This window comes from Pseudomonas sp. FDAARGOS_761, assembly GCF_013343155.1.
GTDB classification, from domain to species: Bacteria; Pseudomonadota; Gammaproteobacteria; order Pseudomonadales; family Pseudomonadaceae; genus Pseudomonas; species Pseudomonas aeruginosa.
In genome coordinates this window covers 3,786,548-3,805,625 of the sequence record NZ_CP054572.1, presented here as the reverse complement: position 1 = coordinate 3,805,625, position 19,078 = coordinate 3,786,548, and the positions used below count along the sequence as shown (strand labels likewise).

The window sequence follows — 19,078 nt, the reverse complement described above, 5'->3', positions numbered from 1 at the left end:
GGCTCGCGGCCCGGCGGGGGCCGGGGAACGGGGAACGGGGAACGGGGCGAACGGTCGCCGCGCGGCCATCCGCCGTTGCGGCCTTCGCTGGAAATGAAATGAAAGAAGCCATGGGGAGGCCCATGGCTTCTCGTTTCGCGCAGCCGTTGCCGGGCGTCAGCCGGCGACCAGGATGCGGATCGCCTCGAGGCGCAGGGAGGCCTTGTTGAGCAGGGCCAGGCCTTCCTCGCGCTGGGTGCGCAGGCTGTCCAGCTCGCTGTCGCGGACGCTCGGGTTGACCGCCTTGAGCGCGGTCAGGCGCGCCAGTTCCTCGTCCATGGCGGCGGCGAACTGCTGCTTGGCCCTGGCCACGCGTTCCTCGTGGCGCGGGACGATCTTGCCCTCGGCCACGTCGAACTGCTTGGCCAGCACGTCGCGCTGGGCCTGGACGAACTTGTTGGCGCTGACCCGTGGCACGCTTTCCAGCTGGTCGTTGAGGGTTTCCAGGGACACCCGGCCGGCCAGGTCGTTGCCGTTGGCGTCGAGCAGGCAGCGCAGGGCCTGCGGCGGCAGCCAGCGGCCGAGCTGGAGGGCGCGCGGTGCCACGGCCTCGCTGACGAACAGGAGTTCGAGCAGCACGGTGCCAGGCTTCAGCGCCTTGTTCTTGATCAGCGCCACCGAGGTGTTGCCCATCGAGCCGGACAGCACCAGGTCCATGCCGCCCTGAACCATCGGATGTTCCCAGGTGAGGAACTGCATGTCCTCGCGGGCCAGCGCCTGGGCACGGTCGTAGGTGATGGTCACGCCTTCGTCGTCGCCGAGGGGGAAGCCGGCGTCGAGCATCTTCTCGCTTGGCTTGAGGATCAGGGCATTTTCCGAATGGTCTTCGCTGTGGATGCCGTAGGCGTCGAACAGGCGCTCCATGTAGATCGGCAGGGCGAAATCGTCGTCCTGCTCCTCGATGGCCTCCACCAGCGCCTCGCCTTCGCCGGCGCCGCCGGAGTTCAGCTCCAGCAGGCGGTCGCGACCGCTGTGCAGCTCCGCTTCGAGGGCTTCGCGACGGGCGCGGCCTTCGGCGAGCAGCGCGTCCCAGGCCTTGTCCTCGCCGCCGTCGAGCAGCGGCAGCAGGCGCGGGCCGAACTCGTGTTGCAGGGCGTTGCCGGTGGGGCAGGTATTGAGGAAGGCGTTCAGCGCCTGGTGGTACCACTGGAACAGGCGCTGCTGGGCGCTGTTCTCCAGGTGCGGTACGTGCAACTGGATGGTGTGTCGCTGGCCGATCCGGTCGAGGCGGCCGATGCGCTGCTCGAGCAGGTCCGGGTGGGCCGGCAGGTCGAACAGCACCAGATGGTGGGCGAACTGGAAGTTGCGGCCTTCGCTGCCGATTTCCGAGCAGATCAGCACCTGGGCGCCGAACTCTTCGTCGGCGAAGTAGGCGGCGGCGCGGTCGCGCTCGAGAATGCTCATGCCTTCGTGGAACACCGTGGCGGAGATGCCCGAACGCAGGCGCAGGGCGTCCTCCAGGTCGAGGGCGGTCTCGGCGTGGGCACAGATGACCAGGACCTTGAACTGCTTGAGCATCTTCAGGGTATCGATCAGCCACTCGACGCGCGGGTCGAAGCGCCACCAGCGGTTGTTGTCGTCGCCGTCTTCCCACTGCTGCTGGAAATTCACTTCCGGATACAGGTCCGGGTGTTCGCCGGCCGGCAATTCCTCGTACTGGCTTGGCATCGGCAACGGATAGGCGTGCAGTTCGCGCTGGGGGAAGCCCTGCACGGCGGCACGGGTGTTGCGGAACAGCACGCGGCCGGTGCCGTGGCGGTCGAGCAGTTCGCGGACCAGGCGCGAGCGGGCGTCTTCATCGCCGCCTTCGACGCTGGCCAGCAGCTCGTCGCCCTCGCTGCCGAGGAAGCCGTGGATGGCCGTGCGCGCGCCGGCGGAAAGATTGCCGTGGTCGAGCAGTTCCTGCACCGCTTCGGCGACCGGGCGGTATTGCTCGCTCTCCCGGCGGAACGCTTCGAGGTCGTGGAAGCGGTTCGGATCGAGCAGGCGCAGGCGCGCGAAGTGGCTGTCCTGGCCGAGTTGCTCCGGGGTCGCGGTGAGCAACAGGACGCCGGGAATGATCTCCGCCAGTTGCTCGACCAGCGCGTATTCGGCGCTGACCTGGTCCTGGTGCCAGACCAAGTGGTGGGCTTCGTCGACCACCAGCAGGTCCCAGCCGGCGGCGAACAGGGCGTCCTGGGCGCGTTCGTCTTCCTTCAGCCACTCCAGGGCGACCAGGGCCAACTGGGTGTCCTCGAAGGGATTGCTGGCATCGCTTTCGGCGAAGCGCTCCTTGTCGAACAGGGCCACCTGCAGGTTGAAGCGCCGGCGCATCTCCACCAGCCACTGGTGCTGGAGGTTTTCCGGAACCAGGATCAGCACTCGCCCGGCGCGGCCGGAGAGCAACTGGCGATGGATGATCAGGCCGGCCTCGATGGTCTTGCCCAGGCCCACTTCGTCGGCCAGCAGGACGCGCGGCGCCATGCGGTCGGCGACTTCGCGGGCGATGTGCAACTGGTGGGCGATCGGCTGGGCGCGGGCGCCGCCGAGGCCCCAGAGCGAGGACTGGAGCAGTTGGCTGCGGCGTTCGAGAGTGTGGTAGCGCAGGGAGAACCAGGGCAGGGGATCGATCTGTCCGGCGAACAGACGGTCGCTGGCGAGGCGGAACTGGATGAAGTTGGAGAGCTGGGTTTCCGGCAGGGTGCGCTGCTCGTTCTGCGCGGTGAGGCCGTGGTAGACCAATAGGCCTTCGCTTTCCTCGACCTCGCGGACGGTCATCTTCCAGCCTTCGAAGTGCGTCACTTCATCGCCGGGGGCGAAGCGCACGCGGGTCAGCGGCGCATTGCGCAAGGCGTACTGGCGGGTATCGCCGGTCGCCGGATAGAGCACGGTGAGCAGGCGGCCATCCTGGGCCAGGATGGTCCCCAGGCCCAATTCCGCTTCACTGTCGCTGATCCAGCGTTGCCCCGGTTGATACTGCGCCATGTCCACCTCCCAAAAAAGCCGGGTATGGTACCGCAACGCGTGGCGTTGAGCGAAGCTTGGCGATGGATTGCGTGTTGCGCCAGGGCTTCGTCGGAGAGCCGTCCGTCGGTACGGGAGCGACCGCCTGGCGGCTGGTTCTCAAGTCGAGCGGCGGGTCGACCGATAACCCTTGTAGAAGAACGCCGCAAACCGGCACGCTGCGAGAACCCATGACGCGGCACTACCCAGAGAGGTTGCCTGCATGCTTCCGCCGATCCCCCAGGGCCTGATCCCGGTCACCGTCCAGCAGGACCCGCCCAAGCCTCGTCCGGCCACGCCGCCGGTCGCGCCGACCCAGGCTGGCGCGGGCAGCGATGGCGTCGCCTTGCGCCAGGAGCGCGACGAGGAAAGCTGGCTGGAAGAGGAATACCGCCGTCGCCAGCGCCGCCAGGGCGGCGAGGCGCACGCGCGGAGCGACGAGGGGGACGAGGCGCCGGCTGACGAAGCGGGGGAGAGCGCCCAGGCGGACGAGCCGCCGCGCAAGGGACAATTGATCGACATCGAAGTGTAACCCTGGTTTTCCAGGCTTCAGCAGCGGCCTTGCGGCGTAGTAACCTGCGGCCCATGGACCTGTTCGCCGACGCACCCCTGACCCTGCCGGACGCCGACCTGCGCTATCTCCCGCATTGGCTGGATGCGCCGCTGGCGAGCGCCTGGCTGTTGCGCCTGGAACAGGAAACGCCCTGGGAACAGCCGATCCTGCGCATCCATGGCGAGGAGCGCCCGACCCCGCGCCTGGTGGCCTGGTACGGCGACCCGGAAGCCGCCTACCGTTATTCCGGCCAGGTCCACCGGCCGCTGCCATGGACCGCGTTGCTCGGCGAGATCCGCGAGCGCGTGGAGCGCGAGGTCGGCCAGCGGGTCAACGGCGTGCTGCTGAACTACTACCGCGACGGCCAGGACTCCATGGGCTGGCACAGCGACGACGAGCCAGAGCTGCGCCGCGATCCGCTGGTCGCCTCGCTCAGTCTCGGCGGCAGCCGCCGCTTCGACCTGCGGCGCAAGGGCCAGACCCGCATCGCCCATTCCCTGGAACTGACCCATGGCAGCCTGCTGGTCATGCGCGGCGCAACCCAGCATCATTGGCAACATCAGGTGGCGAAGACCCGCCGCTCCTGCATGCCCCGTTTGAACCTGACCTTCCGCCTGGTGTACCCCCAGCCATGAACGACGACGACAAGGTGATCGACCTCAGCGCCGAGCGCGACAAGCGCATCCACGACGTGCACGAGAAGCGCCTGCAGGAGGTCCGCAAGGCCTTCGAACAGGTGTTGCCGCTGGGCAAGCCGCGGAAGAAGCCGAAAGGCAAGCCGAAGAAGCGCTGAAGCCGCCGCCGCCGCGTTCGCCGGCGGCGCATTCCTGCGGGCAACGTGCGGCGATCGGGCAGGTTTCTCCCGGTTATCTGCGGCGTCCGGCCGCATTCTCCCTCCTGCGAAACTTGACCTGGGTCAGTGTCATGCACCTGGCCGAAAAAGCCCGTCCGGGCGATTGATCCAGGTCAATATTGCGCCGCCGTGCCTCGCTAATCTGAGCCCATCGAGCAACACCCAACCGGCAACTGGAGGCCATCAACATGTTCATCGACGAAGTGGTTCTCGCAGGGATTCTTACGGTAGGCCTCATGGTCGCTTTCTTCGGTGGGGTCGGTTACTTCATCTGGAAGGATTCCCATAGCCGCAAAGGCTGATCCTCCCGGATACACAGAGCACGCAAGGCACTTAGGGCGACTTCGGTCGCCCGTTTTTTTGCGCCTGGAAAAACACCGGCGCAGCGATCGGGATACTACGAATGTCGCTGGACGATATTGTTAGCAGCCTAATAATATAGGCTGCACATATCGCCTCGGCGTTCGCCGGCTATCTATGCTGATGTAGACCCCGTTTCGGAAGACCCTGTGCCCATTCACTGGAAGCCGTTCCTGGCACCCTCGACGCTGGCGCTCAAGTTCGCCATCAAGACGCTCCTGGCCGGCGGCCTGGCGTTGTGGTGCGCCTTTCGCTTCGACCTGGAGCAGCCGCAATGGGCGCTGATGACCGTGCTGATCGTGTCCCAGCCGTTGTCCGGCATGGTGGTGGCGAAGGGCTTGTTCCGCCTGCTCGGCACCCTGGTCGGCACCGCGATGTCGGTGCTGATGATCGCGCTGTTCGCCCAGGCGCCCTGGTTGTTCCTGCTGGCCATCTCGCTCTGGCTGGGGCTCTGCACGGCGGCCTCGACCTCCCTGCGCAACCACGTTTCCTATGCCTTCGTACTTTCCGGCTATACGGTGGCGATCATTGGCCTGCCGGCGGTGGACCAGCCGCTGCTGGTCTTCGAGCAGGCGGTGGCGCGTTGTACCGAGATCTGCCTGGGGATCATCTGCGCCTCGGCGGTCAGTGCGATCCTCTGGCCGCAGCGGGTCGAGCAGAACCTCGACAAGCAGGCCCACGCCACCTGGCTGCTGGGCATGCAGGCCGCGCGCGGCGAGATCGACCCGCGCCAGCGGCAGCCGCAGGGGCTGCTCAACGCGCTGAGCAAGATCGTCGAGGTCGATGCGCAGCGCGACCATGCCTGGTTCGAAGGCGAGCGCGGGCGGCGCCGGGCCGGCGCCCTGGCGTTGCTCTCGCGCGACCTGCTCAGCCTGTTGCGCACCGCGCGCGGCGTGGCCCGGCAACGGGCGCGGCTGAGCGAAGAGGAAGAGCGCCAGGTGGAGCGCTGGCTGGCCGCGCTGGCCAGCGCCCTGGAAGGAACCGATCCGGCGTCGATGCAGGCGCTGCGCGAGGAGTTGGCGCAGGTCGCGGTCGAGCCGCAGTGGAGCAACGACCAGCGTTACCTGCTGACCCGCTGCTCGGTGCTGCTGCTCAAGGCGGTGAATGCCGAGAAGGGTATGCGCGCGGTGGCCAGCGGCGAGGTCGAGGGGCGGGTGGGCAGCGCCGGCACCCTGTCCTGGCACCGCGACCTGCAGATGGCGCTGTTCTACGGCGCGCGTAGCGCCCTGGCGTTGCTCGGGCTGTCGATCTACTGGATCTATACCGCGTGGCCGGCGGCGTCCGGCGCGATGCTGCTGGCGGCGGTGGTGTGCAGCCTGTTCGCCAACCGCGACAACGCGGTGGCCATCGGCCTGAGCTTCCTGCGCGGCATCGTCTACGCGATCCCGGCGGCGATGCTGGTCAGCCAGTGGCTGCTGCCGCAGTGGAATGGCTTCCCGCTGCTCTGCCTGGCGATGGGCGTGCCGCTGTTCTTCGCCACCCTGGGCATGGCCGTACCGGTCACCGCCGGCACCGCCACCTCGTTCGCGATCCACTTCATCGTCCTGGTCGCGCCGCGCAACCAGATGGACTACGACCTCGCGACCCTGCTGAATTCCGCCCAAGGCGTGCTGATCGGAGTCGGCTTCGCGGTGGTGATCTTCCGCTTGCTGACCTTGCGTCCGGGCTGGCTGACCCGACGCCTGCTGGACGCCACCTGCGTCGATCTCGGCCGCCTCACCCGGCGCCCGCTGGCGCAGGCGGAGAACTGGTTCGGCGGGCGCATGGCCGACCGCCTGTTGCGCCTGGCGCGGCACGCCAACCTGTTGCCGGAGCAGGAGCGGCGGCGTTGGGACGATGGCCTCCTGGCGCTCGACCTGGGTAACGAACTGATCCACCTGCGGGCCTGCCTGGAAGGCGCCCGTGGCGTCCTGCGCAAGGCGCGCGACCGCTTCCTCGGGGAACTGGGCGAACTGCTTGAGGCCGGTCCCGCGGGTCCGCGCAGCGACCGCCTGGAACGGATCAGCCTGCCGTTGCGCGAAGCCCTGGAGCGTGACGCTCGCCACGACGACGAAGCCAGCCGCCTGGCGCGCGCGGCCCTGGCGCAACTGCTGTTCACCTGGCAGCAGTGGTGCCATCAGGAGGAAAGCCATGAGTCTGCATGAATCGGCCTGGGGCGGCGTCTACCTCAGCCCGCTGTTCGTCTATGCCCTGCTGGCGCTGGCGGCCACCGCCGCGCTGCGGGTGCTGATCCAGAAAACGCCGTTGCGTCGCTGGGTCTGGCACGAGGCGCTGTTCGACTGCGCCCTGTTCATTTTGATGTTGAGTGGCATTACCTGGGCGGCCACGACCTGAATCCGTCGCCCCGAGAAGGAGATTCGCATGCGTGCATCGCTTCGCGTCGTCGTCACCCTGCTGGTGGTCGCTGCCGCTGTCCTCGCCGGCATCTGGCTCTGGCGCTACTACATGCTCTCGCCCTGGACCCGCGATGCCCGGGTGCGGGCCGACGTGGTGGTGGTGGCGCCGGACGTGTCCGGCTGGGTGACCGACCTGGAGGTCAAGGACAACCAGGTGGTCAAGGTCGGCGACGTGCTGATGCGCATCGACCAGGAACGCTACCAGGCCAACCTGGAGCAGGCCCGCGCCGTCGCCGAGACCCGTCACCAGCAATACCTGTTGCGCCAGAACGAGGCGGCCCGGCGCAGCCGCCTGGGCATCGGCGCGATCAGCGCCGAGGACAAGGAAAACGCCCAGATCAATGCCGCCATCGCTCGCAGCGAGTACCAGGAAGCGCTGGCCCAGGTGAAGATCGCCGAACTCAACCTCAAGCGCAGCGAACTGCGCGCCGCGCGCAACGGCCAGGTGACCAACCTGCGCCTGGCCCAGGGCAACTACGCCACGGCGGGCCAGGCGGTGATGGCGTTGGTCGACCAGCAGTCCTTCTATGTGGTCGCCTACTTCGAGGAAACCAAGCTGCCCGGCATCCGCGTCGGCATGCGCGCCCAGGTCCGTCTGATGAGCGGCGATCAGCCGATCGACGGCACGGTGGAGAGCATCAGCAGCGGTATCACCGACCGCAACTCGACGCCGGACGGCCAGTTGCTGGCCAATGTCGAGCCGACCTTCAACTGGGTGCGCCTGGCGCAGCGCATTCCGGTGCGCATCCGCCTCGACCAGGTGCCGGCGGATGTCCACCTGAGCGCCGGGATGACCGCCAGCGTCACCGTGCAGGGGGACTGAGCGGCAGCGCTTGCGTGGCGCCATCCAGCGTGCTGGCGCCAAGCGCGCAGGCCAGCGCCGCCAGCACCAGGGCGAGGCCGACCCAGGGCGTCGCGGCGACTCCCAGTGCCGCCACCACCAGGCCGCCCAGCGCCGCGCCGAGGCCCACGCCCAGGTGCATGGCCGAGGTGTTCAGGGCGACGCCGGCGGAACCGCTGGCCGGATCGCTGCGCAGCAGGAAGCTCTGCACCACCGGCGAGATCATCCAGCTGATCGCGCTCCAGACCATCAGTACCGGCAGGAACCCGATGCTGCCCAGGCTCAGCGGCACCGCCGCCAGCGCCAGGGCGAAGGCCGCCGGCACCAGACGCAGGGCGCGCCGGTGGCCGAGGCGGTCGGCCAGCCAGCCGCCGATATAGCCGCCGCTCAGCGCTGCCAGGCCGATCAGCAGGAGGATCAGGCTGATCTCGCCGGGCGAGCGAATACCGGCCATGCTCGCCAGGTACGGGGTGAAATAGGCGAACAGGGTGAAGTGCCCGCCGAGCAACAGGATCGATACCAGTTGCGCGAGCCACAGCGCGGGCTGGCGCAACTGCCGCAGGTAGCCTTCGCGGCCGGGCAGGTCGCCGGCCTGGCGTTGCGGCAGGTAGCGCCAGAGCAGCAGGCACAAGGGCAGCGAATAGACCGCGATGCCGGCGAAGATCCAGCGCCAGCCGAACCAGTCGCTGATCTGTACGCCCAGTGGCACGCCGAACACCAGCGAACCGCTGATGCCCATGAAGATCAGGCCGATCGCCCGGCCGCGCTGGGCCGGGGCGGCCAGCTCGGCGGCGAGCAGGCTGGCGAGGACGATCAGCAGCCCGCAACAGGCCGACATTCCCAGGCGAGCCAGGAGCAGGCCGAGATAGCCCGGAGCGAGGGCGGCGAGCGCGTTGCTGAGGGCGAACAGCAGCAGGGTCGCCAGCAGCAGGCGGCGGCGTTCGATGCGCCGGGTCAGCCAGCCGAGCAGCGGTGCGGCGAGGGCGAAGCCGAGGGAGAACAGGGTGGTGAGCTGGCCGGCCAGGCTGATGGAGACCCGCAGGTCTTCGGCCAGGGGCGGCAGGATGCCGATCAGGATGCTTTCCGCCAGGCCGGCGGCGAAGGTGGTCAGGGATAGCAACAGCAAGCGAAGGTCCATGGCGGCTCCGATTCCCGGTAAGGGGTTTCGGGCGGTGGAATGCCTTCGGTTATCCCTGGTGATTGAGGTAAGACAGCGGACAGGGTAGAGCAGCGCGCGGCGGCCCGGCAAGTCCGCCGGGCCGGATGGCCCGACGGCAGGGAAGGCTGCTCAGCCGATGCTGATCGGCGGCAGTTCGGCCAGCTCGACGCTGAGCTTCTCTTCCGGCGCCATGATCTCCGCTTCGCCGTCGACCACCTGCTTGCCTGCCTGGTTGAACACCCGCGTGGCCATGCGCACGCGGTTCTTCGGCAGCTTCTCGAGGACTTCCAGTTCGACCTTCAGGTCGTCGCCGAGCTTGACCGGACGGGTGAAGCGCAGGGTCTGGCCGAGATAGATGGTGCCTGGACCGGGCAGCACGGTGGCGATCGCCGCGCTGATCAGGGCGCCGCTGAGCATGCCGTGGGCGATGCGTTCCTTGAACTGGGTGGTGGCCGCGTAGGCGGCGTCCAGATGCACCGGGTTGCGGTCGCCGGAGACTGCGGCGAACAACTGCAGGTCGCGCTCGGCGATGCTGCTGGTGTACTCGGCCTTTTGCCCGACCTCTAGCTCGGCGTAGGGAATGTTCTGGACCTGGCTCATGTTCTCTCCTTTGTCGAATGATCCCGGCGGTGGCGCAGGGCCTGTTCCAGCCAGTCGATCAGGTCTTGGGTGACCGCGTCGCGGTTGCTCTCGTTGAACAGCTCGTGACGGGCCTCGGGATAGGTCTTCAGGGTCACCTGGCGCAGCCCGGCGCCGCGCAGGGCGTCGGCCAGGTCGCCCAGGCGCCTGCCCTGGCTGACCGGGTCGCGTTCGCCGCCGATGACCAGCAGCGGCAGGCCGGCATCGATCTGCCGCAGGTGGGTGGGCGGGGTGATATCGGCCAGGCCGCCGAGCAGGTCCACCCACAACTGGTTGCTGCAGCGGAAGCCGCACAGCGGGTCGGCCACGTACCTGTCGACTTCCTGCGGATCGCGACTGAGCCAGTCGAAGGCCGTGCGATTGGGCTTGAACGCCTTGTTGAACGAGCCGAACGAGAGGAAGTCGATCAGCGCGCTCTTGCCCAGCGGCCCCTGGCGCCAGCGCTCGAAGCGGGCGATCAGGCGGGCGACCCGGTAGAGCGCTTGCGGCTGGTAGTTGGAGCCGGAAAGGATCGCCCCTTGCAGGCTGCAGCTGTGGTGCAGCAGGTAGGCCATGGAGATGTAGCTGCCCATGCTGTGGCCCAGCAGGAAGATCGGCAGTTCCGGGTGCTGCTGGCGGATATGGTGGTTCAGGCTGGCCAGGTCGCCGACCACCTTGCCCCAGCCGCCCTGGTCGGCGAAGTGGCCCAGCTCGTCGGCTTCGGCGGTCCGGCCGTGGCCGCGCTGGTCGATCGCATAGAAGTGGTAGCCGGCAGCGTTCAGCGCGGCGGCGAGACGCTCGTAGCGACCGGCGTGCTCGGCCATGCCGTGGGACAGCATCACCGCGCCGACGGCCGTTGCGCTCGGCCAGTGGCGGGTGTACAGCGGGGTTTCGTCGCTGGCGGGGAGCCAGTAGGCAGCGGCGGGCATGTTCGTTCCTTGTGCCGGGCGGACGCGTTCCGGCGCATTCTAGCAGCGTGCGCGGTTTCGTCCCGGAAAAGCGCCACCCTTGGGCACGGGCCGCTCTGGAATGGCGGGCGGCGAAGAGCGACAGGCTGGAGATTCACACTATCAATAAGGGCAGGAGGAGTATTTGCGCTGTCCGATGCAACTGCTAAGTTGCCCGATACCCCGCACACGCGGGCCAGACCCGCTCAGGTAAGAGGACAAGAATAAATGCAACCTGAATTCTGGAACGACAAACGCCCGGCCGGCGTACCCGACAGTCTCGACTTCGCCGCCTACCGTTCCGTGGTCGAGGTCTTCGAGCGCTCCTGCAAGAAATTCGCCGACCGCCCGGCCTTCAGCAATCTCGGCGTGACGCTCAGCTACGCCGAACTCGATCGTCTGTCCGCCGCCTTCGCCGCCTACCTGCAGAAACAGACCGATCTCCAGCCCGGCGACCGCATCGCGGTGCAGATGCCCAATGTCCTGCAATATCCCATCGCGGTGTTCGGCGCCTTGCGCGCGGGGCTGGTGGTGGTCAACACCAATCCGCTGTACACCGCCCGCGAAATGCGCCACCAGTTCAAGGACGCCGGCGTGCGTGCGCTGGTCTACCTGAACGTGTTCGGCAAGCTGGTCGAGGAAGTGCTCCCGGATACGCGGATCGAGTACCTGATCGAGGCGCGCATGGGCGACCTGTTGCCGGCGCTGAAGGGTTGGCTGGTGAACAGCGTGGTGAAGTCGGTGAAGAAGATGGTCCCCGATTATCGCTTGCCCCAGGCGCTGCCGTTCAGGCAGGCCTTGAAGCAAGGCCAGGGCCATGCCCTGCAGCCGGTCAGGGTCGGCCTGGAGGATGTCGCCGTGTTGCAGTACACCGGCGGCACCACCGGGGTCTCGAAGGGGGCGATGCTCACCCACGGCAACCTGGTGGCGAACATGCTGCAGGTCCACGCCCAGCTTTCCCAGCTCGGCAAAGATGGCCTGCCGCTGATGAAGGAGGCGCAGGAGGTGATGATCGCGCCGCTGCCGCTCTACCACATCTATGCCTTCACCGCGAACTGCATGTGCATGATGGTCAGCGGCAACCATAACGTGCTGATCACCAACCCGCGCGACATCCCCGGTTTCATCAAGGAACTGAAGAAGTGGCGTTTCTCCGCGCTGCTCGGCCTCAACACCCTGTTCGTCGCGTTGATGGAGCACCCCGGGTTCAAGGACGTCGATTTCTCCAACCTGAAGCTCACCAACTCCGGCGGCACTGCACTGGTCAGCGCCACCGCCGAGCGCTGGAAGGGCGTCACCGGCTGCACCGTGGTGGAAGGCTATGGCCTCACCGAATGCTCGCCGGTGGTGACCACCAACCCCTACGGCGAGCAGGCGCGCCTGGGCACGGTGGGGATTCCGGTCGTGGGCACGGCGCTCAAGGTGATCGACGAGCAGGGCAACGAGCTGCCTGTCGGCGAACGTGGCGAACTCTGTGTGAAAGGTCCGCAAGTGATGAAGGGGTACTGGCAGCGTCCCGAGGCCACCGAGGAGATTCTCGATGCCGAAGGCTGGCTGAAGACCGGCGACATCGCGGTGATCGACGAGGACGGCTTCGTGCGTATCGTCGATCGCAAGAAGGACCTGATCCTGGTCTCTGGCTTCAATGTCTACCCCAACGAGATCGAAGACGTGGTGATGGCCCATCCGAAGGTGGCCAGTTGCGCGGCGGTGGGCATTCCCGACGAGAAGTCCGGCGAGGCGGTGAAGCTGTTCGTGGTGGCCCGCGACCCCAGCCTGTCGGTCGAGGAGCTCAAGGCCTACTGCAAGGAAAACCTCACCGGATACAAAATTCCGCGACAGATTGTGCTCAAGGATGCATTACCGATGACGCCTGTGGGTAAAATCCTCCGTCGTGAGCTGCGCGAAATCGCCTGATAGCCTTACAAGGCTCTGAAACGGGCATTTGCCGGGGACAGGAAAGACCGTGACCGAGACTAATGTCTCGGTCATTTTTTTGACCGAATAGGTCATGTTTGGTGCTGGTCTGCCTCTGGCAAAGCTGATAATCTCGGCGCGCCTAATAGCCCTGGGTCCAGGGTTAGCGAGCAGATCACAACAAGATGCCGCCATGAGCGGTGAAGATTAGCTGTTGCTTAGGAGTGGGCTTCCATGATCGAAAACTTCTGGAAGGACAAGTACCCAGCGGGTATTGCTGCCGAGATCAATCCCGACCAGTACCCGAACATCCTGTCGGTACTGAAGGAGTCCTGCCAACGTTTTGCCACCAAGCCCGCGTTCACCAACCTGGGCAAGACCCTGACCTACGGCGAGCTGTACAAGCTGTCCGGCGACTTCGCCGCCTACCTGCAGCAGCACACCGATCTCAAGCCCGGCGACCGCATCGCCGTCCAGTTGCCCAACGTCCTGCAATACCCGATCGTGGTCTTCGGCGCCATGCGCGCCGGCCTCATCGTGGTCAACACCAACCCGCTGTACACCGCGCGCGAACTGGAACACCAGTTCAACGACTCCGGCGCCAAGGCGGTGGTCTGCCTGGCCAACATGGCCCACCTGGTCGAGGGCGTACTGCCGAAGACCGGCGTCAAGCAGGTGATCGTCACCGAAGTCGGCGACATCCTGCCGCCGCTGAAGCGCTTCATCGTCAACTTCGTGGTCAAGCACATCAAGAAGATGGTGCCGGCCTACAGCCTGCCGCAAGCCACCAAGCTGACCGACGCGCTGGCCAGGGGCGCCGGCAAGTCGTTCCAGGAAGCCGCGCCGCAGGCCGACGACGTCGCCGTGCTGCAATACACCGGCGGCACCACCGGCGTCGCCAAGGGCGCCATGCTGACCCACCGCAACCTGGTGGCCAACATGTTGCAGTGCAAGGCGCTGATGGGCGCCAACCTCAACGAGGGCTGCGAGATCCTCATCGCGCCGCTGCCGCTGTACCACATCTACGCCTTCACCTTCCATTGCATGGCGATGATGCTCACCGGCAACCACAACATCCTGATCACCAACCCGCGCGACCTGCCGTCGATGCTCAAGGACCTCGGCCAGTGGAAGTTCACCGGCTTCGTCGGCCTGAACACCCTGTTCGTCGCCCTGTGCAACAACGAGACCTTCCGCAAGCTGGACTTCTCCGCGCTGAAACTGACCCTCTCCGGCGGCATGGCACTGCAGCTGGCCACCGCGGAGCGCTGGAAGGAAGTCACCGGCTGCGCCATCTGCGAAGGCTACGGCATGACCGAGACCGCGCCGGTGGTATCGGTCAACCCGTTCCAGAACATCCAGGTCGGCACCATCGGTATTCCGGTGCCCTCGACCCTGTGCAAGGTGATCGGCGACGACGGCCAGGAAGTGCCCCTGGGCGAGCGCGGCGAACTCTGCGTGAAAGGCCCGCAGGTGATGAAGGGCTACTGGCAGCGCCAGGAAGCCACCGACGAGATCCTCGACGCCGATGGTTGGCTGAAGACCGGCGATATCGCGATCATCCAGGAAGACGGCTACATGCGCATCGTCGACCGGAAGAAGGACATGATCCTGGTCTCCGGCTTCAATGTTTACCCGAACGAGCTGGAAGACGTGCTGGCGACCCTGCCGGGCGTCCTGCAGTGCGCCGCGATCGGCATCCCCGACGAGAAGTCCGGCGAGTCGATCAAGGTCTTCGTGGTGGTCAAGCCGGGGGCGACCCTGACCAAGGAACAGGTCATGCAGCACATGCATGACAACCTGACCGGCTACAAGCGGCCGAAGGCCGTGGAGTTCCGCGACAGCCTGCCGACCACCAACGTCGGCAAGATCCTGCGCCGCGAACTGCGCGACGAAGAGCTGAAGAAAGCGGGCCAGAAGTAAGTCCGCCGTTGCCTGAAGAAGCCCCGCCGATGCGGGGCTTCTTCGTTGCTGGCAGTCGGTTGCGGGGTGAGCGGGCCTGTGCGGACGTGCCTGCAGCACATCACCTGCCGGAGGAAACCCCCATGGCCCGCCTCGATCCTGCCCTGGCCGAAGAAATACGCCGTCTGCCGATCAGCCGGCGTCTGGAACTGATCCAGGCATTGCTGGATCGCGCCGGCCCCGAGGTGGAGCGCCAATGGCTGCGAGTGGCCGAGGATCGCCTCGCCGACTGCCGGGCGGGCACCGCCGATGCGCTGCCGCTGGCCGAGATGCTCAAGCGACTGGGGCGCTGAGAGGGCCATTGCCCACCAGCAGCGTCGGCCGTATCGCGGCAGCGAGCGTTAACCTGGATTCGTCCTCTTCCGCTCAAATCTGCGACAATTCCGAATATTTTTCGCCTCGGCAGTGGCCGGAGCTTCTTCCCGTCCTCCGCGACTGCGGCACGCTCACAGCATTCGAAAAGCCTAGATGACCGACCAGACTCCTTCCCTCGACCAACTCGTCCGGCGCCTCGACCAGGCCCAGATCAGCGACCGCCACCGCTTGCGCCGGCAGCTCCACGAACTGCGCAAGCAGCCCGACGACGCGCGCCTGGCGCAGTGGGTCGAGCGCTTCCAGGCCTCCTGCGCCAAGGTCGAGGCGCGGCGCGCCAGCGTGCCGGCGATCCGCTACGACGACAGCCTGCCGATCGCCGCCAAGCGCGACGAGATCAAGGCCGCCATCGCCGCCCACCAGGTGGTGGTGATCGCCGGCGAGACCGGCTCGGGCAAGACCACCCAGTTGCCGAAGATCTGCCTGGAGCTGGGGCGCGGCATCCACGGCCTGATCGGCCATACCCAGCCGCGTCGGCTGGCGGCGCGCAGCGTGGCGACGCGGGTCGCGGAAGAGATCGGCACGCCGCTGGGCGCGCTGGTCGGCTACCAGGTGCGCTTCGAGGACCAGAGCGACGACAGCACCCTGGTCAAGCTGATGACCGACGGCATCCTCCTGGCCGAGACCCAGCACGACCGCTACCTGGAGCGCTACGACACGCTGATCGTCGACGAAGCCCACGAGCGCAGCCTGAACATCGACTTCCTCCTCGGCTACCTGAAGACCCTGTTGCACCGGCGTCCGGACCTGAAGCTGATCATCACCTCGGCGACCATCGACCTGGAGCGTTTCTCCCGGCATTTCGACGGCGCCCCGGTGATCGAGGTTTCCGGCCGCACCTATCCGGTGGAGACCTGGTACCGGCCGCTGGCGGCGGAAACCGACGAGGAGGGCAACCGGGTCGAGGACGACCTGTCGGTGGACCAGGGCATCCTCGCCGCCCTCGACGAGATCGCCGCCCACGAACGCGAGGTCGGCAAGCGGCCCGGCGACGTGCTGGTGTTCCTCCCCGGCGAGCGGGAGATCCGCGACGCCGCGGAGATGCTGCGCAAGGCCAACCTGCGCCACACCGAAGTGCTGCCGCTGTACGCGCGACTGACCCCGGCCGAGCAGCAGAAGATCTTCCAGCCGCGCCCGGGACGCAAGATCGTGCTGTCCACCAACGTCGCGGAAACCTCGCTGACGGTGCCGGGCATCCGTTACGTGATCGACAGCGGCACCGCGCGGATCAGCCGCTACAGCTACCGCGCCAAGGTCCAGCGGCTGCCCATCGAGGCGGTGTCGCAGGCCAGCGCCAACCAGCGCAAGGGCCGTTGCGGACGGGTCGAGCCGGGCATATGCGTGCGCCTCTACAGCGAGGAGGACTTCAACGCGCGTCCGGCCTTCACCGACCCGGAAATCCTCCGCACCAACCTGGCCGCGGTGATCCTGCAGATGCTGCACCTGCGCCTCGGCGACATCGAGGCGTTCCCCTTCATCGAGCCGCCGGACGGCAAGGCGATCAAGGACGGCTTCACCCTTCTGCAGGAACTGTCGGCGGTCAACCGCGAAGGCCAGCTGACCCCGCTGGGGCGCCAACTGGCGCGCCTGCCGATCGACCCGAGGCTGGGCCGCATGCTGCTGGAGGCGGCCCAGCAGGGTAGCCTCGAGGAAGTGTTGACGGTGGCCAGCGCGCTGTCCGTGCAGGACCCGCGCGAGCGTCCGGTGGAGCGGCAGCAGGCCGCCGACCAGGCACATGCGCAATGGAAGGACCCGGATTCCGACTTCGCCGCGCTGATCAATCTCTGGCGTGGCTTCGAGGAGCAGCGCCAGGTGCTGGGTTCCAATGCCCTGCGCAGCTGGTGCCGGAAGAACTTCCTCAACTACCTGCGCCTGCGTGAGTGGCGCGACGCCCACCGCCAACTGACCTTGATCTGCCGCGAACTGAAGCTGCCGTTCGGGCGTCCGGCCAAGGCCGAGGCGCGCAAGCCGGAGGCGAAGAAAGGCGCGTCGGCCGACAACGAACGCGAGGTACCGGGGATCGATTACGCGGCGGTCCACAAAGCGATCCTGTCCGGCCTGCTCAGCCAGATCGGGCAGAAGGCCGAGGAAGGCGACTACCTCGGCGCTCGCCAGCGACGTTTCTGGATCCATCCGTCCAGCGGCATCGCTCGCAAGCGCCCGCAATGGATCATGGCCGCGGAACTGGTGGAGACCACCAAGCTGTTCGCCCGAATGGTCGCGAAGATCGAGCCGGACTGGCTGGAGCCGCTGGCCGGGCACCTGATCAAGACCAACCACTTCGAGCCGCACTGGGAGAAGCGTCGCGGCCAGGTGGTGGCGTTCGAGCAGGTCACCCTCTACGGCCTCATCGTCATCGGTCGACGTCCGGTGCACTATGGTCCGATCGACCCGCCGGTGGCGCGCGAGCTGTTCATCCGCGAAGGCCTGGTGCGCGGCGAGATCAACAGCCGCGCCAGGTGCCTGAGCGCCAACCGGCAGTTGCTGGAAAAGCTCGACGAGCTGGAAGCCAAGGCACGCCGGCGCGACATCCTGGCCGACGAGGAAACCCTGTTCGCCTATTACGACGCGCGCCTGCCGGCGGATATCTACCAGACCGCCAGTTTCGAGAAATGGTACGCCCGCGAGCGGCAGAACCAGCCGGACCTGCTGCTGATGCGCGAGGAAGACGTGCTGGCCCGCGAAGCCAGCGAAGTCACTGCGGCGCAGTACCCGGATCGCCTGCGCCTGGGCGACCTGCACCTGTCGCTGAGCTACCAGTTCGAGCCCGGCACCGCGCGCGACGGCGTCACCGTGCGGGTACCGGCGCCGCTGCTGCCGCAATTGCCGGCCGAACGCATCGACTGGCTGGTGCCCGGCCTGCTCTACGACAAGGCGGTGGCGCTGGTGCGCAACCTGCCGAAGGCGATCCGCAAGAGCTTCGTGCCGGTACCGGACTTCGTCCGCGCCGCCCTGGAGCGCATCACCTTCGGCGAAGGTTCGCTGCCGCAGGCGCTGGGACGCGAGCTTCAGCGCATGACCGGCGTGCGGGTAGCCGATGAGGCCTGGGCCGAGGCGGCGACGCAGTTGGACGATCACCTGCGGATGAACATCGAGGTGGTCGACGCCCAGGGCAAGTTCCTCGGCGAGGGCCGCGACCTGGCCGAACTCACCGCGCGTTTCGCCGAAGCCAGCCAGGCGGCCCTGGCGATACCCCAGGCCGACAAGGAACAGCAGCGTCCGGTGGAGGCCAAGGCCTTCGCCAGCGTCGCCGAGAAGGCCCAGCAGAAGGTCGCCGGATTGTCGATGACGGTATACCCGGCGCTGGTGGAGGAGCAGGGCGAGGTCAAGGAAGGGCGCTTCCCGACCCAGGCCGAGGCCGACTACCAACACCGCCGCGCCCTGCAACGACTGCTGTTGCAGCAACTGGCCGAGCCGGCCAAGTACCTGCGCGCCAAGCTGCCGGGGCAGATCGAGATGGGTCTGCTGTACCGCGAGCTGGGACGGGTCGAGGCGCTGGTCGAGGACATCCTCCTGGCCAGCCTCGACAGTTGCGTGCTGCAGGGCGAAAGCCTGCCGCGCGACGGCGCCGCCCTGGCCGCGCTGGCCGAGCGCAAGCGCGCTGCCTGGAACGAGCACGCCGAGCGCCTGGCACGCCTGGTGCTGGATATCCTCAAGCTCTGGCACGGCCTGCAGAAGCGCTTCAAGGGCAAGGTCGAGCTGGCCATGACCGTGCCGCTGAACGACGTCAAGGGCCAACTGGCCAACCTGGTGTATCCGGGGTTCGTCCGCGCCACCCCGCTGGAGTGGTTGAAGGAGTATCCGCGTTACCTCAAGGCCATCGAGCAGCGCCTGGACAAGGTCGCCGGCCAGGTCCAGCGCGACCGGGTGTGGAGCGGCGAGCTGGGCGAACTCTGGGCGCAATACCAGGCGCGCCTCGCCAAGCACGCCCAGGAAGGCAAGCGCGACGCCGAGTTGCAGGTGTATCGCTGGATGCTGGAGGAGTACCGGGTCTCGTTGTTCGCCCAGCAACTGGGGACCCGGCTGCCGGTCTCGGACAAGCGCCTGGCCAAGCAGTGGAGCCAGGTCGAGGGCTAGTT

Annotated in this window: 15 protein-coding genes; 11 read left to right on the top strand and 4 right to left on the bottom strand. The window is 67.1% G+C overall.

Features of this window, described 5'->3' with window-relative positions; all coding sequences use genetic code 11:
- Window positions 1–156 precede the first annotated feature (156 nt).
- Window positions 157–3,009 (bottom strand): RNA polymerase-associated protein RapA, encoded by a 2,853-nt coding sequence (gene rapA, locus FOC67_RS17720; protein ID WP_372242494.1) that lies wholly within the window; start codon window positions 3,007–3,009, stop codon window positions 157–159.
- 235 nt (window positions 3,010–3,244) lie between these two features.
- Between rapA and FOC67_RS17715 the strand changes: the two genes are divergently transcribed.
- The 7 genes from FOC67_RS17715 (at window position 3,245) to FOC67_RS17690 (ending at window position 8,006) form a co-directional block, all read left to right on the top strand.
- Complete coding sequence (locus FOC67_RS17715) at window positions 3,245–3,553, top strand: hypothetical protein (protein WP_003122428.1); 309 nt, start codon at window positions 3,245–3,247, stop codon at window positions 3,551–3,553.
- 53 nt (window positions 3,554–3,606) lie between these two features.
- Window positions 3,607–4,209: an alpha-ketoglutarate-dependent dioxygenase AlkB gene (locus FOC67_RS17710; RefSeq protein WP_009313707.1), complete on the top strand. Its 603-nt coding sequence runs from the start codon at window positions 3,607–3,609 to the stop codon at window positions 4,207–4,209.
- Window positions 4,206–4,367, top strand: a complete 162-nt coding sequence (locus FOC67_RS17705; protein ID WP_003091659.1) for a hypothetical protein — start codon at window positions 4,206–4,208, stop codon at window positions 4,365–4,367. The genes FOC67_RS17710 and FOC67_RS17705 overlap by 4 nt, the downstream gene beginning before the upstream one ends.
- A gap of 248 nt (window positions 4,368–4,615) precedes the next feature.
- A complete protein-coding gene (gene ccoM, locus FOC67_RS29850) occupies window positions 4,616–4,729 on the top strand; it encodes a cytochrome c oxidase subunit CcoM (RefSeq protein ID WP_003091657.1) in 114 nt (37 codons plus the stop codon).
- A 207-nt stretch (window positions 4,730–4,936) separates the two neighbouring features.
- Entirely contained in the window at window positions 4,937–6,931 is a 1,995-nt protein-coding gene (locus FOC67_RS17700; RefSeq protein ID WP_003112019.1) for an FUSC family protein, read from the top strand.
- A complete protein-coding gene (locus tag FOC67_RS17695; RefSeq protein WP_003091655.1) occupies window positions 6,918–7,121 on the top strand; it encodes a DUF1656 domain-containing protein in 204 nt (67 codons plus the stop codon). Before FOC67_RS17700 ends, FOC67_RS17695 begins: the two co-directional genes overlap by 14 nt.
- Window positions 7,122–7,148: 27 nt before the next feature.
- A complete protein-coding gene (locus FOC67_RS17690; protein WP_003091654.1) occupies window positions 7,149–8,006 on the top strand; it encodes an HlyD family secretion protein in 858 nt (285 codons plus the stop codon).
- On the opposite strand, the gene FOC67_RS17685 is transcribed toward FOC67_RS17690, so the two are convergent.
- The 3 genes from FOC67_RS17685 to FOC67_RS17675 form a co-directional block, all read right to left on the bottom strand.
- Window positions 7,987–9,162: an MFS transporter gene (locus tag FOC67_RS17685; protein WP_003130346.1), complete on the bottom strand. Its 1,176-nt coding sequence runs from the start codon at window positions 9,160–9,162 to the stop codon at window positions 7,987–7,989. The genes FOC67_RS17690 and FOC67_RS17685 overlap by 20 nt on opposite strands.
- A 150-nt stretch (window positions 9,163–9,312) precedes the next feature.
- Complete coding sequence (locus FOC67_RS17680; RefSeq protein WP_003091647.1) at window positions 9,313–9,783, bottom strand: MaoC family dehydratase; 471 nt, start codon at window positions 9,781–9,783, stop codon at window positions 9,313–9,315.
- On the bottom strand, window positions 9,780–10,730 hold the full coding sequence (locus tag FOC67_RS17675; protein ID WP_003138291.1) for an alpha/beta hydrolase: 951 nt from the start codon (window positions 10,728–10,730) through the stop codon (window positions 9,780–9,782). The genes FOC67_RS17680 and FOC67_RS17675 overlap by 4 nt, the downstream gene beginning before the upstream one ends.
- A 246-nt stretch (window positions 10,731–10,976) precedes the next feature.
- Between FOC67_RS17675 and fadD2 the strand changes: the two genes are divergently transcribed.
- From fadD2 to hrpA, 4 genes are all read left to right on the top strand, one after another.
- Window positions 10,977–12,665, top strand: a complete 1,689-nt coding sequence (gene fadD2, locus FOC67_RS17670; protein ID WP_003130348.1) for a long-chain-fatty-acid--CoA ligase FadD2 — start codon at window positions 10,977–10,979, stop codon at window positions 12,663–12,665.
- A gap of 234 nt (window positions 12,666–12,899) precedes the next feature.
- Complete coding sequence (fadD1, locus tag FOC67_RS17665) at window positions 12,900–14,588, top strand: long-chain-fatty-acid--CoA ligase FadD1 (RefSeq protein WP_003091643.1); 1,689 nt, start codon at window positions 12,900–12,902, stop codon at window positions 14,586–14,588.
- Window positions 14,589–14,710: 122 nt separating this feature from the next.
- A complete protein-coding gene (locus tag FOC67_RS17660) occupies window positions 14,711–14,920 on the top strand; it encodes an addiction module protein (protein WP_009313711.1) in 210 nt (69 codons plus the stop codon).
- A gap of 175 nt (window positions 14,921–15,095) precedes the next feature.
- The gene (gene hrpA, locus FOC67_RS17655) at window positions 15,096–19,076 is read left to right on the top strand and encodes an ATP-dependent RNA helicase HrpA (protein ID WP_009313712.1); all 3,981 of its coding nucleotides are present in this window, start codon (window positions 15,096–15,098) and stop codon (window positions 19,074–19,076) included.
- Window positions 19,077–19,078: the final 2 nt, after the last annotated feature.